General features: G+C 40.1%; 17 protein-coding genes and 1 pseudogene. 7 read left to right on the plus strand and 11 right to left on the minus strand.

Annotation, left to right across the window (positions count from 1 at the left end):
- The first annotated feature begins 75 nt into the window (after positions 1-75).
- Entirely contained in the window at positions 76-1,110 is a 1,035-nt protein-coding gene (gene dusA, locus SB028_RS17615; protein ID WP_069368321.1) for a tRNA dihydrouridine(20/20a) synthase DusA, read from the plus strand.
- Positions 1,111-1,148: 38 nt separating this feature from the next.
- On the opposite strand, the gene SB028_RS17620 is transcribed toward dusA, so the two are convergent.
- Together SB028_RS17620 and SB028_RS17625 are read right to left on the minus strand one after the other, a co-directional pair.
- Positions 1,149-1,463 carry a hypothetical protein gene (locus tag SB028_RS17620; RefSeq protein WP_069368322.1) on the minus strand — a complete coding sequence of 105 codons (315 nt, stop codon included), beginning with the start codon at positions 1,461-1,463 and terminating at the stop codon, positions 1,149-1,151.
- 191 nt (positions 1,464-1,654) lie between these two features.
- Positions 1,655-2,638: a quinone oxidoreductase gene (locus SB028_RS17625; protein ID WP_069368323.1), complete on the minus strand. Its 984-nt coding sequence runs from the start codon at positions 2,636-2,638 to the stop codon at positions 1,655-1,657.
- Between the two features lie 155 nt (positions 2,639-2,793).
- Between SB028_RS17625 and dnaB the strand changes: the two genes are divergently transcribed.
- The 3 genes from dnaB to SB028_RS17640 are packed head-to-tail and all read left to right on the plus strand — an operon-like array spanning position 2,794 to position 6,585.
- Positions 2,794-4,203 carry a replicative DNA helicase gene (dnaB, locus tag SB028_RS17630; RefSeq protein ID WP_023583065.1) on the plus strand — a complete coding sequence of 470 codons (1,410 nt, stop codon included), beginning with the start codon at positions 2,794-2,796 and terminating at the stop codon, positions 4,201-4,203.
- 40 nt (positions 4,204-4,243) lie between these two features.
- Positions 4,244-5,335, plus strand: coding sequence for an alanine racemase (gene alr, locus SB028_RS17635; protein ID WP_069368324.1), 1,092 nt, complete (start codon positions 4,244-4,246; stop codon positions 5,333-5,335).
- A gap of 53 nt (positions 5,336-5,388) precedes the next feature.
- Positions 5,389-6,585 carry an aromatic amino acid transaminase gene (locus SB028_RS17640; protein WP_069368325.1) on the plus strand — a complete coding sequence of 399 codons (1,197 nt, stop codon included), beginning with the start codon at positions 5,389-5,391 and terminating at the stop codon, positions 6,583-6,585.
- A gap of 102 nt (positions 6,586-6,687) precedes the next feature.
- On the opposite strand, the gene SB028_RS17645 is transcribed toward SB028_RS17640, so the two are convergent.
- The 3 genes from SB028_RS17645 to uvrA form a co-directional block, all read right to left on the minus strand.
- Positions 6,688-8,037 carry a serine dehydratase subunit alpha family protein gene (locus SB028_RS17645; protein ID WP_069368326.1) on the minus strand — a complete coding sequence of 450 codons (1,350 nt, stop codon included), beginning with the start codon at positions 8,035-8,037 and terminating at the stop codon, positions 6,688-6,690.
- Between the two features lie 61 nt (positions 8,038-8,098).
- On the minus strand, positions 8,099-9,430 hold the full coding sequence (locus tag SB028_RS17650) for an amino acid permease (protein ID WP_069730284.1): 1,332 nt from the start codon (positions 9,428-9,430) through the stop codon (positions 8,099-8,101).
- Between the two features lie 665 nt (positions 9,431-10,095).
- A complete protein-coding gene (gene uvrA, locus SB028_RS17655; RefSeq protein ID WP_069368327.1) occupies positions 10,096-12,930 on the minus strand; it encodes an excinuclease ABC subunit UvrA in 2,835 nt (944 codons plus the stop codon).
- Positions 12,931-13,182: 252 nt separating this feature from the next.
- Between uvrA and ssb1 the strand changes: the two genes are divergently transcribed.
- Both ssb1 and zur read left to right on the plus strand, forming a co-directional pair.
- The gene (ssb1, locus tag SB028_RS17660; protein WP_069368328.1) at positions 13,183-13,710 is read left to right on the plus strand and encodes a single-stranded DNA-binding protein SSB1; all 528 of its coding nucleotides are present in this window, start codon (positions 13,183-13,185) and stop codon (positions 13,708-13,710) included.
- A 317-nt stretch (positions 13,711-14,027) separates the two neighbouring features.
- Entirely contained in the window at positions 14,028-14,558 is a 531-nt protein-coding gene (gene zur, locus SB028_RS17665) for a zinc uptake transcriptional repressor Zur (protein ID WP_069368329.1), read from the plus strand.
- A gap of 23 nt (positions 14,559-14,581) precedes the next feature.
- Here the strand turns inward: zur and SB028_RS17670 are convergent.
- The 3 genes and pseudogenes from SB028_RS17670 to SB028_RS17680 form a co-directional block, all read right to left on the minus strand.
- A pseudogene (locus SB028_RS17670) lies at positions 14,582-14,814 on the minus strand (type II toxin-antitoxin system RelB/DinJ family antitoxin).
- A gap of 162 nt (positions 14,815-14,976) precedes the next feature.
- Positions 14,977-15,588, minus strand: coding sequence for a transcriptional repressor LexA (gene lexA / locus SB028_RS17675; RefSeq protein WP_069368330.1), 612 nt, complete (start codon positions 15,586-15,588; stop codon positions 14,977-14,979).
- A gap of 127 nt (positions 15,589-15,715) precedes the next feature.
- Entirely contained in the window at positions 15,716-16,087 is a 372-nt protein-coding gene (locus SB028_RS17680) for a diacylglycerol kinase (protein WP_006536373.1), read from the minus strand.
- A 130-nt stretch (positions 16,088-16,217) separates the two neighbouring features.
- On the opposite strand from SB028_RS17680, the gene plsB reads away from it, so the two are divergent.
- Positions 16,218-18,701, plus strand: a complete 2,484-nt coding sequence (plsB, locus tag SB028_RS17685; protein ID WP_069368331.1) for a glycerol-3-phosphate 1-O-acyltransferase PlsB — start codon at positions 16,218-16,220, stop codon at positions 18,699-18,701.
- A 102-nt stretch (positions 18,702-18,803) separates the two neighbouring features.
- Here plsB and ubiA read toward each other — a convergent pair whose 3' ends face one another.
- The 3 genes from ubiA to pgi form a co-directional block, all read right to left on the minus strand.
- A complete protein-coding gene (gene ubiA / locus SB028_RS17690) occupies positions 18,804-19,658 on the minus strand; it encodes a 4-hydroxybenzoate octaprenyltransferase (RefSeq protein ID WP_069368332.1) in 855 nt (284 codons plus the stop codon).
- A gap of 28 nt (positions 19,659-19,686) precedes the next feature.
- Complete coding sequence (ubiC, locus tag SB028_RS17695; RefSeq protein WP_069368333.1) at positions 19,687-20,196, minus strand: chorismate lyase; 510 nt, start codon at positions 20,194-20,196, stop codon at positions 19,687-19,689.
- Between the two features lie 221 nt (positions 20,197-20,417).
- Positions 20,418-22,064, minus strand: coding sequence for a glucose-6-phosphate isomerase (pgi, locus tag SB028_RS17700; RefSeq protein WP_069368334.1), 1,647 nt, complete (start codon positions 22,062-22,064; stop codon positions 20,418-20,420).
- Positions 22,065-22,078 lie beyond the last annotated feature (14 nt).

The raw sequence follows: 22,078 nt of genomic DNA on the forward strand, positions 1-22,078 counted from the left end.
CTCTCAGCGGGACACCAAATTTTGGTGTCCTCACTGGTGTCCTGATAAAGAGAAAATACACTAAAATGGGTTATAATGCACGAAAATACACCAACCGATAAAACATTAAAAAACAAGCAAACACAGGGCATTCAAGGCAATTACCCACTAAATAGATTCTCTGTTGCGCCGATGCTCGATTGGACTGATCGTCATTGCCGTTATTTCTTTCGTCAGTTAAGTCAAAATACACTGCTTTATACTGAAATGGTGACAACAGGTGCCATTATTCATGGTAAAGGTGACTATCTAAAATACAGTGAAGAAGAGCATCCCGTCTCTTTGCAGTTAGGTGGAAGCGACCCTCAAGCTTTAGCGCAATGTGCAAAACTAGCGCAAGAACGTGGTTATGATGAAATTAATTTAAATGTCGGTTGCCCTTCAGATCGCGTCCAAAATGGACGCTTTGGTGCTTGTTTAATGGGTGATGCACAACTTGTTTCAGATTGTGTGAAAGCGATGCGTGATGTCGTTGATATTCCCGTGACAGTAAAAACACGTATTGGTATCGACAACCAAGATAGCTATGAATTTCTATGTGATTTTATTGATACGGTTAGCCGTGATAATAATTGCGATACCTTTATTATTCATGCGCGTAAAGCATGGTTATCGGGTTTAAGCCCAAAAGAAAACCGTGAAGTTCCACCTTTAGATTATCCTCGTGTTTATCAATTAAAACGTGATTTCTCGCATCTCACGATGGCAATTAATGGGGGCATTAAGTCACTAGAAGAAGCGAAAGAACACTTAAAATATATGGATGGTGTTATGATTGGTCGTGAGGCTTATCAAAACCCGTCAATTTTAACACAGGTTGATCATGAGCTTTTTGATACTCAATTACCTATTACTGACGCCGTCGCTGCGGTAAGAGCTATGTATCCTTATATTGAAAAAGAGCTCTCACAAGGCACTTATTTAGGTCATGTTACACGCCATATGTTGGGGATTTTCCAAGGTATTCCTGGTGCTAGACAATGGCGACGTCATTTAAGTGAAAATGCCCATAAACAGGGTGCTGATTTATCTGTTTTAGAAAATGCACTTAAATTTGTCACTGAAAAATAATTAATAAAACCAGCCAATTAATGGCTGGTTTATTTTTATTAAAGTAATGAGAAGAAGCGATTATAATTTGCAATCAAATAAGCTATTTGAAATTCAAATGCTTCTTTTACTTCACGTTTACCTTCTTCTGAACCATCTTTCTTTTTAATATCAAAAAAGGCGTTTTGCATTAGTTGAACTGATACATCCATCGACTTTTGAAATGCAGATAAATTATTATTTTCACCCAATCGTTTAAATAATGCTTCTATCTTTTCATCAGCAACATCACGAATAAACTGTAATTCAACATTACTGACTTTATTATCCTCATAGATAAAATCTATAAAATCATTTAATTCATTTTTTTGCATAAACACTCCAGGATCTATTAATAACATTCGCGAAAAAGTAAATTAAAAGAGATAGCGTTAAAAATAAATCTAAAATAAAAATATGGTTTTTTTTTGACAATCGAATTAGACGTGATTTATATTTATTAATAATAAATATTAAAAACCTATTTAATTTATTTTAAATAGGTTTTAGTTTTTTAAAATTATAATTAAGGAATAAGTAAGCTTGATCCTTGAGATTGTCTACTTTCAAGATAACGATGTGCTTCTTTCACATCTGATAAAGCAAATTTCTGATTATCAGGCACACTTACATCAATTTTACCGCGACCAATTAACGCAAATAATGCTTCACTTGCCGTATCTAGCTCTTCACGCGTTGTGATATAACCCGAAATAGAGGGGCGTGTCACATACAAAGAACCTTTTTTATTGAGAATACCTAAATCAACACCTGTTACAGCACCTGATGCATTACCAAAACTCACCATTAAACCACGACGTTGTAAGCAGTCTAACGAATCTAACCAAGTTGCTTTACCCACAGAGTCATAAACAACAGGTACTTTCTGGTTATTAGTTAACGCTAAAACACGTTCCACAATCGATTCAGTCTGATAATTAATCATCTCCCATGCTCCTGCGGCTTTTGCTTTGGCCACTTTTTCATCACTGCCTGCTGTACCAATCATTTTTGCACCAATGGCTTTCGCCCATTGGCTTGCAATTAGACCAACACCACCTGCAGCAGCATGGAATAAGAAGGTTTCATCCGCTTGTAACTTATAGGTCTCATTGAAGAGATAATAAACCGTTAATCCTTTTAAAAAAGAAGCTGCAGCTTGTTCAAAAGAGATATTATCAGGCAGACGTGCCACTTTATTTTCTGGTACATTATGCGTATCGCTATAAGCCCCTAGCGGAGATTGCGCATACACAACTCTGTCCCCTTCTTTAAGTGAAGTCACTTTAGCGCCTGTTTTGATAATAATACCCGCAGCTTCAGTGCCTAATCCGCTTGGGAATTGGCTGACAGGATATAATCCGCTACGTACATAAGTATCAATATAGTTAATGCCAATTGCCTTATTGGCAACTTGAACGTCATGATCGCCAAGAGGAGCCGGTGTAAATGTTGCTAACTCAAGAACATCTGCATCGCCATGTGTTGCAAATTGAATACGTTTAGCCATGACTATCTCCTTTGTAGGATAAAAGGTTGAATAAGCGAGCGCAAAAAGACCTTTAGAGATAATGACAAAGGATAGCTATTTCTACAAGGCACAGATAATTGGGTTAGCGTATACTAATACGCTGACTGACACTTTTTCGATTTTATGCAGGATTTATGGCCAGAAACAAGACCACTGACAAGCTGATGTCTGATATTAAAGACCGACAAATGGAGGGATTAAAACTACCTCCCCATTCGCTGGAAGCAGAGCAGTCCGTGTTAGGCGGTCTGATGATAGATAATGAACGTTGGGATAATGTTTCTGAACGTGTCACCGCAGAAGACTTTTATAGCCGACCTCATCGTACTATTTTCTCGCAAATGCAACGTTTGTTGGAATTAGGCAAACCTATCGACCTTATTACGCTATCCGAGGCATTAGAACAAAATGCCGAGCTAGACAGTGTAGGAGGATTTGCTTACTTAGCTGAGCTTTCAAAAAATACACCAAGTGCAGCGAACATCAACGCTTACGCAGATATCGTCCGTGAACGTGCTGTCGTTCGCGATATGATAAAAGTTGCCAACGAAATTGCAGATGCGGGTTTTGATCCCCAAGGACGCACCAGTGAAGATCTTCTCGACTTTGCTGAATCAAGAGTGTTCCAAATTGCTGAAACAAGAGCCAATAAAGACGAAGGCCCTAAAGCAATAGATGCAATTTTAGAAGAGACGGTTGAAAAAATAGAACAGCTCTATCAAAAACCGCATGATGGTGTCACAGGGGTTTCAAGTGGTTATCAAGATCTTGATAAAAAAACCGCAGGGTTACAAAAGTCAGATTTAATTATTGTTGCAGCGCGTCCTTCTATGGGTAAAACCACATTTGCCATGAACTTATGTGAAAATGCGGCAATGACGGAAGAAAAACCCGTACTGATCTTCAGCTTAGAGATGCCCGGCAACCAAATCATGATGCGTATGTTGGCATCGTTATCTCGTGTCGATCAGACAAGAATTCGTACAGGTCAGCTTGATGATGAAGATTGGGCGCGTATTTCAAGCACCATGGGTATTTTGCTTGAAAAACGCAATATGTATATCGATGACTCATCGGGTTTAACACCAACAGAAGTTCGCTCTCGTGCTCGCCGAATTTATCGTGAACATGGTGGTTTAAGCCTGATCATGATTGACTACTTACAGCTAATGAGAGTACCTTCATTATCTGAAAATAGAACACTAGAAATTGCTGAAATTTCTCGTTCTTTAAAAGCATTAGCTAAAGAATTACAAGTTCCTGTGGTTGCTCTATCACAGTTAAACCGTAGTTTGGAACAACGTGCTGATAAACGTCCTGTGAACTCCGACTTACGTGAATCGGGCTCTATTGAGCAAGATGCTGACCTTATCATGTTTATTTATCGTGACGAGGTTTACCACGAAAGTAGCGATTTAAAAGGCGTTGCAGAAATCATCATCGGTAAACAACGTAACGGCCCAATTGGTACAGTAAGGCTTACCTTTAACGGCCAATGGTCACGCTTTGATAACTATGCTGGCCCTGCTTACGACGATGAATAATCACTCACCTTGACTCAATTAAAGGAAGTATTGGAATAATATGAAAGCGGCAACCGCAGTGATAGATCGCCGCGCTCTGCGTCACAATTTTCAGCATGTGAGAGACTATGCCCCACATAGCCACCTGATAGCTGTCGTGAAAGCAAACGCTTATGGTCATGGGTTATTAGAAACAGCATATACCTTAATGGATAATGCTGATTGTTTTGGTGTTGCACGTATTGGTGAAGCATTAACTTTACGAAGTGGGGGAATTGTAAAACCCATTCTTCTGTTAGAAGGCTTTTTTGATATCGTTGACCTCCCTATTTTAGTCGTTAACCACATTGAAACTGTTGTTCACAGCCAAGAACAATTAGAAGCATTAGAACAGGCAAACTTGGATGAACCGGTCAAAGTATGGATGAAAATTGATACAGGGATGCACCGTTTAGGCGTGCGACCTGAAGATGCACAAGCCTTCTATTTACGACTTTCCGCCTGCAAAAATGTACAACAACCGGTCAATATTGTGAGCCATTTTAGTCGCGCTGATGAACCTGATGTTCCTGAAGCAACACAAAAACAAATCTCACTATTTCAAGATTTTATTCAAGATAAAGCGGGTGATAAGTCTATCGCTGCTTCTGCGGGTATTTTATTTTGGCCTCAAGTCCATTATCAGTGGGTTCGCCCCGGCATTATTACTTATGGTATTTCTCCTACTGGTGATGAAAGAACGGGTAAAGACTTTGGCTTAACCCCTGCAATGACACTGAAAACAAGCCTGATTGCCGTTCGTAAACACAAAGCGGGTGAACCTGTTGGTTATGGTGGTACATGGGTCAGTGAAAAAGACACTTATCTTGGGGTGATCGCGATTGGTTATGGCGATGGTTATCCTCGCAGTGCACCTTCAGGTACTCCAGTGTGGATCAATGGCCGAAAAGTCCCTATTGTTGGCCGAGTTTCTATGGATATGATCAGCGTCGATTTGGGAACTGAACTCATTGATCATGTTGGTGATGAAGCTATTTTATGGGGAGATGTGTTGCCCGTAGAAGAAATTGCCAAATATAGTGGTATTAGCGCCTATGAGTTGATTACGAAATTAACTTCACGCGTCATCATGGAATACCTAGACGAACAATAATACACACGATATTGTATCCCTATGACACACTAAAAGTGATTGGAGAAGAAGCCGTGTTTCAACAGGTTGAAGCGTTTCCGGGAGATCCGATTCTCTCATTAATGGATGTTTATAACAAAGACCCTCGTCAGGATAAAATTAATTTAAGCATCGGTCTTTATTATGACGAGGAAGGCAAGACGCCTATTTTAGGAACAGTTTCAGTTGCGCGTCAGCAACTTAATGCCATGACACCTACCGCAACACTTTATTTACCAATGGAAGGGCTAGCGCCTTATCGCAGCGAAGTTCAAGCTCTTCTTTTCGGTGCAGATAATCCACTCATAGCAGAAAAGAAAATTGCCACAATCCAAACATTAGGGGGATCAGGCGCACTAAAAGTGGGTGCTGATTTTCTTCATCGCTATTTTCCAGGATCAGAAGTGTGGATAAGTGATCCCACTTGGGATAACCATGCCTCTATTTTTGCGGGTTCGGGTTTCAACGTGAATTACTACCCTTACTTTGATCCTGAAACCAAAGGTGTAAAATTTGAAGCACTGTTAGATTGCTTTAAAAAGCTACCTGAAAAAAGTATCGTATTAATGCACCCCTGTTGCCACAACCCAACAGGCTCTGATCTAACTAAAGATCAATGGGATCAAGTCACTGAAGTATTAAAAGCTCGTCAAGCAATTCCATTCTTAGATATTGCTTATCAAGGCTTCGCGGAAAATTTAGATGAAGATGCTTACGCTATTCGTACGATGGCACAGGCAGGATTACCGATACTGATCAGTAACTCTTTTTCAAAAATATTTGGGATCTACGGTGAACGTGCTGGCGGCTTATCAATTGTTTGTGATAATGCCACTGAATGTGAACATGTATTAGGTCAGTTAAAAGCGGGTGTACGTCGTATCTATTCAAGCCCTGCAAACTATGGTGCACAAATTGTCAATAGAGTGCTCTCTGACCAAGTGTTAACTGCACAATGGCAAAAAGAAGTCGCGCATATGCGTGATCGTATTAAAGAGATGCGCGTTACTTTAGTCGAAGCTTTAAAAGTTGCACTGCCTGAAAAGAACTTTGATCATCTATTAACTCAACGCGGTATGTTTAGTTATACCGGCTTTACACAGGCACAAGTTGATAGATTACGTGACGAATTTGGTATTTATCTTATTGGTACTGGCCGTGTTTGTATGGCGGGTGTTAATACAGGTAATGTTCAGCGTATTGCTCAAGCTTTTGCAGCTGTCAGTATTTAAGCCAATCAACACGATGTCATCATAAAAAATACCTGCCTATTTTCATAAGCAGGTATTTTTCTACTATACCACAACATCACTGTCGCTTTCGGTTTTTACCTTTTATATATTGACAGCTTGCTTCTTTTCCCCAGCATTATGACGCGCTTTTTCTTCCATAATCTCAATAATTTGAATATCTGTATGTTGCATTGCACAACTGGCTAATGCACAGAGATTCGCTATTGAACTGTCGACATCGTCACTAACAATACCATCAGTACCCGCAACACTTTGATTTTGCATCGCCATCAGTACAGCTTTATAGGCACTCGCTGCGCTACTTGATACTTTCATTGCACAGCTATTCGATGCGCCATCACAGATAATGCCACTGATATCACCAATCATACTGTTGATAGACATACTGACAGTCGTAAAATCTTTTGTGAGTAACCATGCCATTCCTGCAGCTGCTCCCATTGACGCAGTTGTTGCCGCACAAAGAGCAGAAAGTGGTGGAAAATGGCTATGAACATAAATTGCCATTAAATGAGATAAAACTAATGCACGCAGTAAGGTTTCATCATCAGCTTTCATAAATTCAGCAACAACCATTACAGGTAATGTTGCGGCAATGCCCTGATTACCTGAGCCTGAATTACTCATGGCAGGTAATACTGCCCCTCCCATGCGAGCATCAGATGCTGCTGATGCTCTGATCATGATCTCATTAAGCAAGTCTTTACCTAACAAACCTTTCTCTTGTTGCAGAATTAAGGTACGACCGATCGCTAATCCATAAGTGTTTTGCAGCCCCTCCGCTGATAAAGCACCATTTAAACGCGCGGCATCGAGCATAAACTCAATTTCACTCACTGGCACATTAAGTGCGAAGTCATAAATATCTTCAGCACAAACATCAGCAAAAGGTTTTTCATCAGTACATTCACCATTATGAGTAAGCGCTGATTTATCTTCCTCAAAAACAACGTTACCGTTACATTCACAGCGCACAACATGTGTATGCTCTCTTGCAATACTGACAATGGCATAACCAGATTGGCTATACACTTTTGCTTCAGAGTAAAGCACATCTTCACAAGGTGCTTTTACACCAACAGTCACTTTACCTTGAGCAACCAGTGTCTTCGCCTGAGCAACTGCATCAGAGGATGCTTTTAACAAAACCTCCAGTCCAGCATCAGGATCTCCTCCTGTTGCGCCTAATGCGGCTGCAATAGGTAGCCCAGCCATTCCCGTTCCCGGCACCGTTACGCCCATTCCGTTTTTCATCAAATTTGGCGAAACCCAAGCTTCAATACGAACCACCGGCTCGCTTAAAAGCGCCGTTGCTTTCGCCGCTGCCAATGCTAATGAAATGGGTTCAGTACAGCCTACCGCAGGTTTAACACCTTCACGTAACTGACGAACAAACTGTGACCATAAATGAGAATTATTGTTCTGGCTCATAATCTAACACCTTGGATTAATATCGTTTTTAATAACAGCTAACTCGAACCGCAGTTGACGACTATGAGAATGCCAAGAACGGAGAAACACAAAGTAGCAGACCCGTAAAGATAATCAGGTAGAGTGACGCGCCTTTGTATTTGTGTAACATCGGTACTTTGTACACTAAGTATGCAGGAATAAGACAACCCACCATACCGAAGATTGGGCTACAAATTGAAGTGAAGCTGAGTACTGGCGCATTCAGGATGATGGCACCCCACGCTAAAAGTACTGCAAAAATCATGATGCCGTTTTGTACCCATTTTTGGTTGATTTTCTCTGCTGGAATATAACGTTGCAGAATATTCATGACGATCCCTTGTGTCGCTTCACGGAAGCCTAAGTAAACACCAAAGAATGCGGTCATTACGGCGAAGATATTCAGCATAACGCTGACAATCGTGACCCAACCACCCGGGAAGAATTTCGCAGCAATCGCTAGTGCTGAGATATTTTGTTCATACGCTTTAACGGCTTCATCATGACCCATTGCTAATGTAAATGAGATTGCATAGAAGAAAACCGTACAGAACAACACACCGAACGCGATATTCATTGCACGTAGTGCTTTATGACGAGCAACTTCACGGTTTTTATTACGACCACGGTAAGAGATAACCATTGGACTTAATGTTTGGATAAACAGAATTGAAGTCAATGTAAAAGGTAATGTAATGATTGCTTCTTTAATTAAACGTCCAGCAGGTGGTAAGGCGCCAACATTATACAGATGCCACATACCAATCATTGAAAGACCTAATGCCGCAACAACCAGTAATTTTGTCATTACCATAAAGCTTGATAGCTTAAACAGTAATTGTTCACCACGAGAAGAAATAGCCACTAACGCACAGATTAAAATCAGACCATAAAATGGATTTTCTGATAATAAACTGTCAGTTACACCAAAAGTTTGTAGATAAGAAGCACTGTCATTCGTGATAGCGGTGGAATAGACAAACATCCAAATCACTAACATCACAAAATAGAGAGCACCTAATAAAATACCCCAGTTTTTACCGAGATAGCCGGTGATAACGCTTGGGTAGTCTTTACATTCAGGAGATTCAGCCAACGTATTAATAAATAAACGTTGGAAAAGGTACATTGCGGGGTAACCAATCACGGAGGAAAGTAAGAAAACCCACAATCCCATCAGACCTACCTGTACAGGTAAAAACACGATACCTGCACCGATAGCCATACCGATACTCATGATAACCCAGCCCACATCATTGCCGTCGAATTTAATTGCTGCACGCCATTGTTCTTCTGTCATACCTGCTCGGCGAGCGCCAGCACTAGTTGCGGGATAGCTTGTTGTCTCTGTTTTTGAGGAAGCCGTTTCCATATTAGTACTCACTTTTTATATTGTAATTGTTAATAGCAAAACGAATTTTGGGGGTAAAAAGAACTATCTAACTTCGCGATGACCTAATAGACTTACTTTTTGCAGGTATTTTTATTATGGGATAAATGATAGGAAATATTGCGGAGAAAAAAGTTGTTATAAATCGTGATAGCTGAAAATGTTTTGGAAAATAATTCTCTCACAAGGAGAAAAGTAGGATAATCTCTTCAAAGGGAACAGTAAATAATAACCTTCCCCCTGCTGTAACCTTTGAAAATACATAACGCACTGATTAATATAATAAAATAGATATTGTTATACAATAATAGTCAAGTATAACAATTGAAACAAATCACCAAATAAACTGTGCTGTCCATCACGATATACTATGATAATCCTTTCTATTTAGCTTTGTTATCTCGTATTTAGTTAAAATACCGTTACAAAACAGCATAATTAACCCTTTAATCTACTTTTTATAAAAATAGGCGACTAATAAGATAAAAATAGATATGGGAGTGTATCGCCAAAAGAGAATTCTTTTTTGATAGAATTAAATTCTATCATACTCGATGGATTTACTTTTCTTGAAGAAAGGTGCGCTACAAACAGTAAACATTTATTGTCCGTAGCGCTTAGATCATAAGGGAATAAGTAGCGTGCTCTTAATAGCCACGCTCTAAGATTGGTTTTAAAAATCTTGCAGTATGTGATCCTTCAAACTCTGCAACTTGCTCTGGTGTGCCAGAGACTAAAATTTGTCCACCACCACTTCCGCCTTCAGGACCAAGATCCACTATCCAGTCTGCTGTTTTGATCACATCAAGATTATGCTCAATAACAACGATGGTGTTACCCTGATCGCGTAACTGATGAAGCACTTCAAGCAACAACTCAATATCAGCAAAATGAAGCCCTGTTGTCGGCTCATCAAGAATATAGAGAGTCTGTCCCGTCCCCCGTTTTGATAACTCTTTTGCTAACTTAACTCGCTGTGCTTCACCGCCCGATAACGTGGTCGCTGATTGCCCTAAGCGAATATAAGAAAGGCCAACATCAATCAATGTTTGTAGTTTACGAGCCAATGCAGGGACTGCATCAAAAAACGCTCTCGCCTCTTCAATGGTCATCTCTAACGCTTCGTGAATATTTTTTCCTTTGTATTTAACTTCAAGAGTTTCACGGTTATAACGCTGACCTTTACATTGATCACAGGGGACATACACATCAGGTAAGAAATGCATTTCAACTTTTAAAACGCCATCACCTTGGCAAGCCTCACAACGCCCCCCTTTTACGTTGAAACTGAACCGACCCGGTGTATAACCACGAGTACGAGACTCAGGAACCCCCGCAAAGAGCTCACGAATAGGAGTAAAGACACCGGTATAAGTTGCAGGGTTTGAACGAGGAGTACGGCCAATTGGGCTTTGGTTAATATCAATAACTTTATCGAAATATTCTAACCCTTCAACATCTAAATAAGGTGCAGGAACACTATTTGTAGCCCCATTTAATTGACGTTGTGCAATAGGGAATAACGTATCGTTGATCAGCGTTGATTTACCTGATCCTGAAACACCCGTAATACAGGTAAATAAACCTACGGGTAATTTTAGATTTACATTTTTTAAGTTATTGCCTTTCGCGCCCAGAATGGTCAGCATTTTTTCGCGATCAACAGGCACTCGTTGTTCTGGAATTGCGATACGACGTTCACCACTTAAGAATTTCCCCGTTAATGAATTCGGGTTATTAATAATATCATCAAGTGTCCCTTGAGCGACAATTTCACCACCATGAACACCCGCACCAGGACCAATATCAATAATATGATCAGCAGCACGGATGGCGTCTTCATCATGCTCAACAACGATCACCGTGTTACCCAAATTACGTAAGTGGATCAACGTTTCAAGTAGGCGATCGTTATCTCGTTGATGTAACCCAATTGAAGGTTCATCCAATACATACATAACGCCAACTAATCCCGCTCCAATCTGACTCGCTAAACGAATACGTTGTGCTTCACCACCAGATAACGTTTCTGCTGAGCGAGAAAGTGTGAGGTAATTTAATCCCACATTGACCAAGAATTTTAATCGGTCACCAATCTCTTTTAAGACTTTTTCTGCAATCTTTGCACGCTGACCGCTCAATTTTAGATTTTGGAAAAAGGTCATTGCATGACCAATACTGTAATCTGCTATTTCAGGTAATGTCGTATTTTCAACATACACATGACGCGCTTCTCGGCGTAACCTTGTACCACCACAAGAAGCGCAAGGGCGGTTACTAATATATTTAGAAAGCTCTTCGCGTACCGCACTAGATTCAGTCTCGCGGTAACGGCGTTCCATATTATTTAATACACCTTCAAAAGGATGATGACGAACAACAACATCACCACGATCGTTTGTATATTTAAATTCAATATTCTCTTTGCCAGACCCCGTTAAAATGACTTTTTGAATATTATCTGGTAACGAATCAAAAGGGGCTTCAACATCAAAATGATAGTGTTCACCCAATGAGCGAAGCATTTGGAAATAGTAGAAGTTACGGCGATCCCATCCTTTAATTGCACCACCAGCAAGTGAGATTTCTCTATTTTGGATCACTAACTCAGGATCAAAAAATTGCTGAACACCTAAACCATCACAAGTTGGACAAGCGCCAGCAGGGTTATTAAAGGAGAATAAACGCGGTTCTAGCTCGCTCATACTATAACCACAAACTGGGCAAGCAAAATTTGCAGAGAAAACAATATCATCTGCATTACTATCATCCATATCAGAGATAACGGCAGTACCACCAGAAAGCTCTAATGCGGTTTCAAAAGATTCTGCTAAACGTTGAGCTAGATCGTCACGAACTTTAAAGCGGTCAATCACGACTTCAATAGTGTGTTTTTTCTGTAATTCTAATGTCGGCGGATCAGAGAGATCGCACACTTCACCGTCAATACGTGCACGAATATAACCTTGGGCAGCAAGATTATTCAGTAGCTTGATATGCTCGCCTTTACGCTCTTTCACCACAGGCGCTAACAACATTAAACGTTGGCCTTCTGGTCGCTCTAGTACATTATCAACCATTTGGCTAACTGTTTGAGCAGCCAATGGAATATCGTGATCAGGACAACGAGGCTCACCAACACGCGCAAATAAGAGGCGCAGATAGTCGTGGATCTCTGTAATCGTTCCCACTGTCGAACGCGGATTATGTGACGTCGATTTCTGCTCAATTGAAATAGCGGGAGATAAACCTTCAATATGATCAACATCAGGCTTTTCCATCAATGAAAGAAACTGACGAGCATAGGCAGAAAGTGATTCAACATAACGTCGTTGCCCTTCTGCATAAAGCGTATCAAAAGCTAATGAGGATTTACCTGAGCCAGAAAGTCCCGTAATAACAATAAGTTTATCGCGAGGAATGACCAAATTGATATTTTTTAGATTATGGGTGCGAGCGCCCCGTACTTCGATTTTATCCATGAACATATCCCGGATTGAGAGAGTCGCCGAAAAAGAAATAATCGGATAATTATGACACAAAGTTAACTGAATGGATATACAGTATATATAGTGAAATTGAATGATGATGTAAACCTGTCATTTTGAGACAAAAAAATGTCGACAATGTTCACAAATGAGAAATTCATTACTCGTCATATTCAAATTTTAGCGTACGTGATAAACTTATTCGCTTATGATTTCAAAAAATTTACTTTCGCAGGAGTACCTCACATGGCGAGCAGAGGCGTAAACAAAGTTATTCTTATCGGTAATTTAGGGCAGGATCCAGAAATCCGTTATATGCCAAGTGGCGGTGCAGTTGCTAACCTAACACTGGCAACTTCAGAAAGCTGGCGCGATAAACAAACCGGTGAAATGAAAGAAAAAACCGAGTGGCACCGTGTGGTAATTTTCGGCAAGTTAGCGGAAATTGCAGGCGAATATCTGCGTAAAGGTTCACAAGTGTATATCGAAGGTCAATTACAAACACGTAAATGGCAAGACCAAAGCGGTCAAGACAGATATAGCACTGAAGTTGTTGTTAACATTGGCGGCACAATGCAGATGTTAGGTGGCCGTGGTGGTCAAGATAGCGCGCCTTCACAAGGTGGTCAAGGCGGTTGGGGGCAACCACAACAGCCACAAGCATCACAACAATTTAGCGGTGGTGCACCATCTCGTCCAGCACAACAACCTGCAGCAGCACCCGCACCAAGTAATGAACCACCAATGGATTTTGATGACGATATTCCGTTCTAAGATAGCTTATCTTAAGAATATCAAAAAATTAACCCAGCTTAGGCTGGGTTTTTGTTGCTCATCATCATTACATACCACCATTAACATCCTCCCCGCCCTCAATGAACTGAAGAACGGGGTTTTACGGCGCATCGGATAAAGCTATTTTCTCTATGTAAACCCACTTATTTTACATAGGAAAAACTAACAACAGATCTTTTTAAAAAGAGCATAATTCCACAGTTATTTTTATAAAACCCCACTTTACACAAAGGTTTACTCTTGAAAAATATGATAAGATCTGTGTTATTAACAACGTCTGAGAGCATCTTATCCCCATGAATGAAGAGAAATTGCTCGCTCAGGCAGAAAAGATCTGCCAGAAACGAGGTGTTCGCCTGACTTCACAACGTCTGGCAGTATTACGTCTGATAATGCAGCAACCATCTGCTATCAGCGCATACGACTTATTGGATTTATTACGCCAAGTTGAGCCACAAGCAAAACCCCCCACGGTCTATCGCGGGTTAGAGTTTTTACTTGAGCAAGGATTTATCCATAAAATAGAATCCACCAACAGTTATGTACTTTGTCATCATTTTGATGATGTCGAACATACGTCAGTCATGCTAATTTGTGACCGCTGTTTATCTGTCACTGAAAAAAATAGCCATAAAATCGAAGATGCGATTTCATCGCTGGCAAAAGAGAGTGGATTTCATTTACGACATAGCGTCATCGAAATTCATGGATTGTGTTCACAGTGCCACGAAGCACAAGAGTGTACCCATCCTGAAGGTTGTCATCATGACCATAGTATGGATGATAATCTTAAGCAGAAAAAAACCGGTGACTATAAGCCTCGCTGAGCCTATAAAATACAGAAAGCCAGCTAAATGCTGGCTAATACGTGTTCTACTTTTGCATTCTCATTAGCTAAAATATCCTTATCTTCATCTTGTTCACCAACAACGACAAAAAGTTCAGAGAAAGGTAACTTTTCATTTTCAGCAACATAACGTAGAAACAATCTTATCGCATCTGAAGGAGATAAGTTCATTTTTCAACATGTTGATAAGCTTCTTTTTTTAGCTCATCGTCTACTCTAGCTTCTATTGTTGTCATAAACACCTCTGTAATTAAAACTTATCATATTGTAATGACATTTGTCGTGCAGTGGTGTTTTTTTATACAAATTAAAATAATAAAAAATGCAGATGATTTTGTGTTTTTACAGATCATCTGCATCTTGTAAAAATAAGTTGTATTGACTTACTTTGGTACAAATTATAGCCATTCGCCGTTACGAATAACGCCAACGGCTAAACCTTCTACAGTAAAGTTTTGTTCGCGTAAGTCGACGATAATAGGTGAAAACTCTGGGTTTTCTGCATGAAGTTCAATTTTATTACCGCTTTTCTTAAAGCGTTTTACTGTCACTTCATCTTCAATGCGAGCCACAATAACTTGCCCGTTGTGAACATCTTGCGTTTTATGCACGGCAAGTAAATCACCATCCATAATACCGATATCTTTCATTGACATACCATTAACGCGCAATAAAAAATCGGCACTTGGTTTAAATAGCATTGGGTCAACTTGATAATGGCTTTCAATATGCTCTTGCGCTAAAAGCGGTTCACCCGCAGCAACTCGCCCAATTAATGGCAACCCTTCTGGCTCTTCTTCCATTAGCAAACGGATACCTCTGGATGCACCAGAGACAATTTCTATCACGCCTTTACGAGCAAGAGCTTTTAAGTGCTCTTCTGCCGCATTTGGTGAGCGAAACCCAAGTTGGGAAGCTATTTCAGCCCGTGTTGGTGGCATACCCGTTTGCGAAATGTGATCACGAACCAAATCGTAAACCTGCTGCTGCCTTGCAGTTAATGCTTTCATTCCGCCCCCTGTTTGTTTATACAGTCAAACTGTGAGTATATACAGGTATATGATGATTTGAAACCTTAAATGAATATAAAACACGCATCTTTGGATTATTTTTCGACAAAAATCGATTTTTTTAACTTTATGCGAAGAAATGCCCCCAAAGAATGGTTACCCAAGTAAATAATCCCAATATAATAGCAATCAACACGGCAGCAGAACCCATATCTTTTGCACGTCCGGATAATTCGTGGTATTCAGATCCAATTCGATCGACAACGGCTTCTATTGCACTATTTACCAGTTCCAAGATCACAACCAATACAACGGAACCAATGAGTAAAATGCGCTCTAGACCACTGACATCGATGAAAAATGAAAGGATAATTGCAACCAAGGTCACAATCGCTTCTTGTCTAAAAGCGGCTTCATTAATCCAAGCGGCACGAATGCCTTTATATGAATAGCCACCAGCTTTGATGATTCGGGTAAGACCTTTATTTTGATTAGCCATAATAAACTCTATCGAAAACAAACGATTATTTTGCCACTTTTCTCTATTAATATTGTCACAGCACCACAGATCTACGAAAGACTTTCTGTTATGCTTTCGAAGTATTGCTAATAAGAGGCTACAACTATTTATGTCAGCTTGGCGTAAACTATATTATAACACATTGAATTTACCACTAAAATTACTGGTAAAAAGTAAACGAGTTCCGACTGATCCTATCACTGAATTAGGGTTAGATACGTCGCGATCTTTCCTTTATGTTCTGCCTTATCATTCAAAGGCTGACTTACTGACATTAAGACAGCAGTGTCTCTCTTTAGGATTGCCTGATCCGCTGCAACCTATTGAGATCGGAGGAACTAAACTTCCTGCGTATGTCTTTATTGATGACGGCCCAAGAGTATTCCGTTACTACTCCCCCGATCCTCGTAAAGATTCCGTGAAGACGTTCCATGCTTATCTTGATGCACATCGTAATAACCCACATCTTGATATTGAGATGTTGCCGGTTTCAGTGATGTTTGGACGCTCTCCAGGTCGTGAAGGTCATAATGGCGTTCCCCATTTACGCGTGCTTAATGGTATCCAGAAATTTATTGCTATCCTCTGGTTAGGTCGTGATAGTTTTGTTCGTTTTTCGCCCACAGTATCAATGCGTGAAATGGCGAACGAACACGGTACTGACACCAGTATAGCTCGAAAACTTGCCCGTGTTGCTCGTATCCACTTCTCACGCCAACGTTTAGCGGCTGTTGGCCCTAAATTGCCAGCACGCCAAGATCTCTTCAATAAATTGCTTTCTTCAAAAGCCATTGAAAAAGCGATTGAAGATGAATCAAAAGCGAAGAAAATCTCACTTGATAAAGCGCGTAAAAATGCCACAGATATCATGGAAGAAATTGCTGCTAATTTCTCATATGAAGCGGTGCGTATTAGTGATCGCGTATTAAGTTGGACATGGAATAAGCTCTACCAAGGTATCAACGTTTATAATGCCGAACGAGTACGTAAACTCGCGCAAGATGGGCATGAAATCGTTTATGTTCCTTGTCACCGTAGCCACATGGACTATTTACTACTTTCCTATGTGCTTTATCATCAAGGTTTAGTACCACCACATATCGCAGCAGGTATTAACCTCAATTTCTGGCCAGCAGGTCCTATTTTCCGCCGTTTAGGGGCTTTCTTTATCCGAAGAACCTTTAAAGGCAATAAGCTTTACTCCACTATTTTCCGCGAATATTTAGGTGAGTTATTTACACGTGGCTACTCCATTGAATATTTCGTTGAAGGTGGACGCTCTCGTACAGGTCGATTGTTAGATCCTAAAACAGGAACACTTTCAATGACAGTACAAGCCATGTTACGCGGTGAAACACGCCCTATCTCTGTTGTTCCAATTTACATTGGGTACGAACACGTTATGGAAGTGGCAACCTATGCCAAAGAGTTACGTGGCGCAACAAAAGAGAAAGAAGGCTTTATGCAGATGGTCAGAGGGTTACGTAAATTACGTAACCTGGGTCAAGGTTATGTGAACTTTGGTGAGCCGATTTCTGTTGTACAATATTTAAATCAGGCTGTACCACAATGGCGTGATGATATTGATCCCATTGAGCCACAACGCCCAAGTTGGTTAAATCCAACCGTAAGTACACTGGCTGATAACATTATGGTTCACATCAATAATGCAGCATCTATTAATGCGATCAACCTTGTCTCAACAGCCTTGTTAGCATCACGTCAGCGCGCACTAACAAGAGAGCAACTGTTAGAACAAGTTGATTGTTATCTGCAATTATTACGCAATGTGCCTTATTCGACAGAGATGATCGTGCCAGATAAAAATGCTAAAACTTTATTAGAGCACGCCCTACAATCAGATAAATTCCAAGTCGAAAAAGACAGTCTGGGTGATATTGTGGTACTTCCTCGTGAAAGTGCGGTATTAATGACTTATTACCGTAATAACACAATTCACTTAATGGTCACCCCGTCATTAATTGCAAGTATCGTCTTACATCATGAAAAAATTCATCGTGATGATTTAATGAAACAAGTTGAGCTAATCTTTCCTCTTATTAAGGCAGAACTATTTATTCGTTATGAGAAAGAAGAACTCCCTGAAGTCATTAATACTTTGATTGCAGAATTGTGCCGTCAGCGCCTTATTTGTTGTGATAGTGATGGCTTACTACGTATCAACCCAGCGCGTATCCGCCCATTACAGCTTTTAGCTGCCAGCGTCAGAGAAACACTACAACGCTATGGCATTACACTCTCTTTACTCAATTTTGCGCCTGAAATTAGCCGTGTACTATTGGAAAAAGAGAGCCGTATCTTGGCACAACGTCTTTCCGTCTTGCATGGTATCAACGCACCTGAATTCTTTGATAAAGCGGTATTCTCTACCTTAGTTTCAACACTACGTGAAGAAGGGTATCTCAATGATAATGACGATATCCTAAAAGCAGATGCATCAACCCTTTACCAAGTGATTGCAAAATTAATGTCTCCAGAAATTCGCTTAACCATTGAAAGCGTGGGGATCACTGAAGATAACAATTCAGTCCCCCCTGTTAACGAAAAGAGTGAGCCTAACGCTGACGAATAATCAGTAAATATCGCCATGACCGAAATAGAAAAGGGATAAGCTCATTGCTTATCCCTTTTTATTTCTACTTAATAATAGAGAATACTTTAGCGCTTACTTACCTTAAAAATAACTAAATAAAATACCTGCAAATAAAACAAATCCAACATAGTTATTATTCATAAAAGCTTGAAAACACGGAGCTCTTTCCCGCTCTGCAATAAGCTTCTGTTGATAAATAAACAGAGCGGTTACTAACAATATTGACCAGTAGTAGATACCTTTCAGATTCAGTAAAATACCGATACCCACTAATAATGCCAACATCACCAGTTGTAAAATACCAATAATAATTTTGTCATAACGACCGAATAAAATGGCGGTAGATTTAACCCCTATTTTTATATCATCATTACGATCAACCATTGCATATTGCGTATCGTAAACAACAGACCAGACAATATTGACAAGAAATAATAGCCAGCACACTAATGGCAAACTTTCAGAGACAGCTGCAAATCCCATCGGGATTGACCAACCAAAAGCCATACCTAAAATAAGCTGAGGTAAATTACTAAACCGTTTAACGAAGGGATAAAACCATGCGAGTGCAAGCCCTGCGACAGAGAGCCAAATAGTCATGGTATTCAGTGTTAGGACTAATGCAAAAGACAAGAGTACCAACACGAGAAATAAAATTTTACTCTCTTTTTCTGTCACCGCCCCACTAGGTAATGGTCGATTTTTAGTTCGTTCAACACTGCCATCAATTTTCCGGTCAGCAAAGTCGTTTATTACACACCCAGCGGCACGCATAGAGAACACGCCAATAGTAAAGACAATCAGAATATGCCAATCAGGAAAGCCTTTAGCAGCAATCCATAAAGCCCAATAAGTTGGCCAAAGTAATAATAGCGCTCCGATAGGTTTATCTATACGCATTAAACGGCTATATGCTTGCCATTTACTTTGCGTCATACTTCCCTCCAATTTTAGCTCCCCCTAATTACTTCTCATACACAGGTGATGCAGGCAGAAACATCTCGGTTAATAATAAAGGTTTATCTGAAAGCTGGAAACGAGAACGACGTAGCCAATTCCCATTTTGTTGCCCGATATGAATAAAATCGCGACGTAAGGTTGTTTCCTGAAACAGATAACGCCCAAGAGGAACGGTTCTTAGATTGACCAGTTTTCTATCTTCACCTGTCAATGTCTCTTCTGGTACTAACGTCCGCCCTAATAACCAAGGAATATCGTCACCACACAATACCACTTCTCTTAACCAATAACGCTGACTTTTAGGTAAACACGCACTTTCATCAGCGGGTTCAATAATGTCAATAAATCCTTCTTGATAAGGCATTACGGTAACTTTTTGGCAATGTTGTTCAAATCGCCGTGTCATTGAACCTAATTCCATTAACCAACTTAATGTACTTTCCTGAATACTTGCATGTTCCTCACTGGGTAGCCAATGGATAGGTGCAGGAGTAATTATTGATTTTTTGAACATTTATTCATCATCACGCTTTGATGATCCTAGCTTATGTGAGTCATGATGCATAAGGATATCATGATGTGACTAATGGAAGTTAAAAGCTGATAACATTTCGCATAAATAATCTAAAAAAGCGTTAAAAGAAAATTAGATTGAGTACTAACTAAACAAAAAACAAAGGAGGTTATAAGAACCTCCTTTTTACCTAACCAACTACTTATATTCAGTTTATTCGATTAACGCCATGCTTTATAACGATTGATTAGATTATTTGTTGAGCTATCATGGCTGTTAACACTTTCCTTACCTTTCAATTCAGGAAGAATACAGTTAGCTAGCTGTTTACCTAATTCAACCCCCCACTGGTCAAACGTGAAGATATTGAAAATAACACCTTGTACAAAGATCTTATGTTCATACATTGCAATCAAGGCACCTAATGAATAAGGCGTAATTTCTTTTAGCAGAATAGAGTTAGTTGGGCGATTACCTTCGAACACTTTGAAAGGTGCAACATACTCCATGGTTTTAGGATCTTTTCCTGCTGCGGCAAATTCCGCATCAACTTGCTCACGCGTTTTACCAAAAGCGAGCGCTTCTGTTTGAGCAAAGAAGTTAGACATCAGTTTTGCGTGATGATCTGACAGTGGGTTATGACTAATGGCAGGTGCAATAAAATCACAAGGGATGATTTTTGTCCCTTGGTGGATCAATTGGTAAAATGCATGTTGCCCGTTTGTACCTGGCTCCCCCCAAATGATAGGACCCGTTTGATAATTGACTTTGTTTCCATCACGATCAATATACTTACCATTAGATTCCATATTGCCTTGTTGGAAGTAAGCAGCAAAACGATGCATGTATTGGTCGTATGGCAGAATCGCTTCAGTTTCTGTGCCAAAAAAATTGTTATACCAAATGCCAATCAGCGCGAGGATCATTGGAATGTTATTTTCAGCTTCTGTTGTTCTAAAGTGGTTATCCATAGCATGAGCACCTTCCAGCAATTGCTCAAAGTTGTCATAACCAACAGATAATGCGATAGATAAGCCAATGGCTGACCATAATGAATAACGACCACCAACCCAATCCCAGAACTCAAACATATTGGCAGTATCAATGCCAAATTTTGCGACTTCGGTGCTGTTTGTGGATAACGCCACAAAGTGTTTAGCAACAAATGCACTCTCTTTCGCAGAGGCTAAGAACCAATCTCTTGCTGAATGCGCATTTGTCATGGTCTCTTGTGTGGTAAATGTTTTTGATGCGATAAGGAATAACGTCGTTTCAGGATCACATTGTTTCAGCGTTTCCGCGATATGCGTACCATCAACATTAGAAACAAAATGCATAGTAAGATGATTTTTATACGGGCGTAATGCTTCTGTCACCATATAAGGACCGAGATCAGAACCACCAATACCAATATTCACAACATCAGTAATCGCCTTGCCGGTATAACCTTTCCACTCACCACCAATAATTCGCTCACTGAATATCTTCATTTTATTCAGCACAGCATTCACTTCTGGCATGACATCTTTGCCATCGACGATGACGGGAGCATTGCTACGATTACGTAATGCAGTATGCAATACAGCACGATCTTCAGTACGGTTGATTTTTTCACCCGTAAACATGCTATTTATCGCACCTTCAACGTCACATTCCTTCGCCAAAGCCTGTAATTTTTCTAATGTTTCTTTCGTTATACGGTTTTTTGAAAAATCCACTAGAATTTGGTCTGAAAACGTTTTTGAAAATTGCTCAAAGCGTGATGGTTCCTGAGCAAACAGTGTTTTCATCTCGGTGTTTTTGATCGCCGAAAAATGGTTTTCTAATGCCTTCCAAGCTAGGGTTTGGGTCGGGTTTATATTTTTCATTCACAATACTCTCT

Source organism: Proteus vulgaris, from assembly GCF_033708015.1.
In the GTDB taxonomy this organism is placed as follows: Bacteria; Pseudomonadota; Gammaproteobacteria; order Enterobacterales; family Enterobacteriaceae; genus Proteus.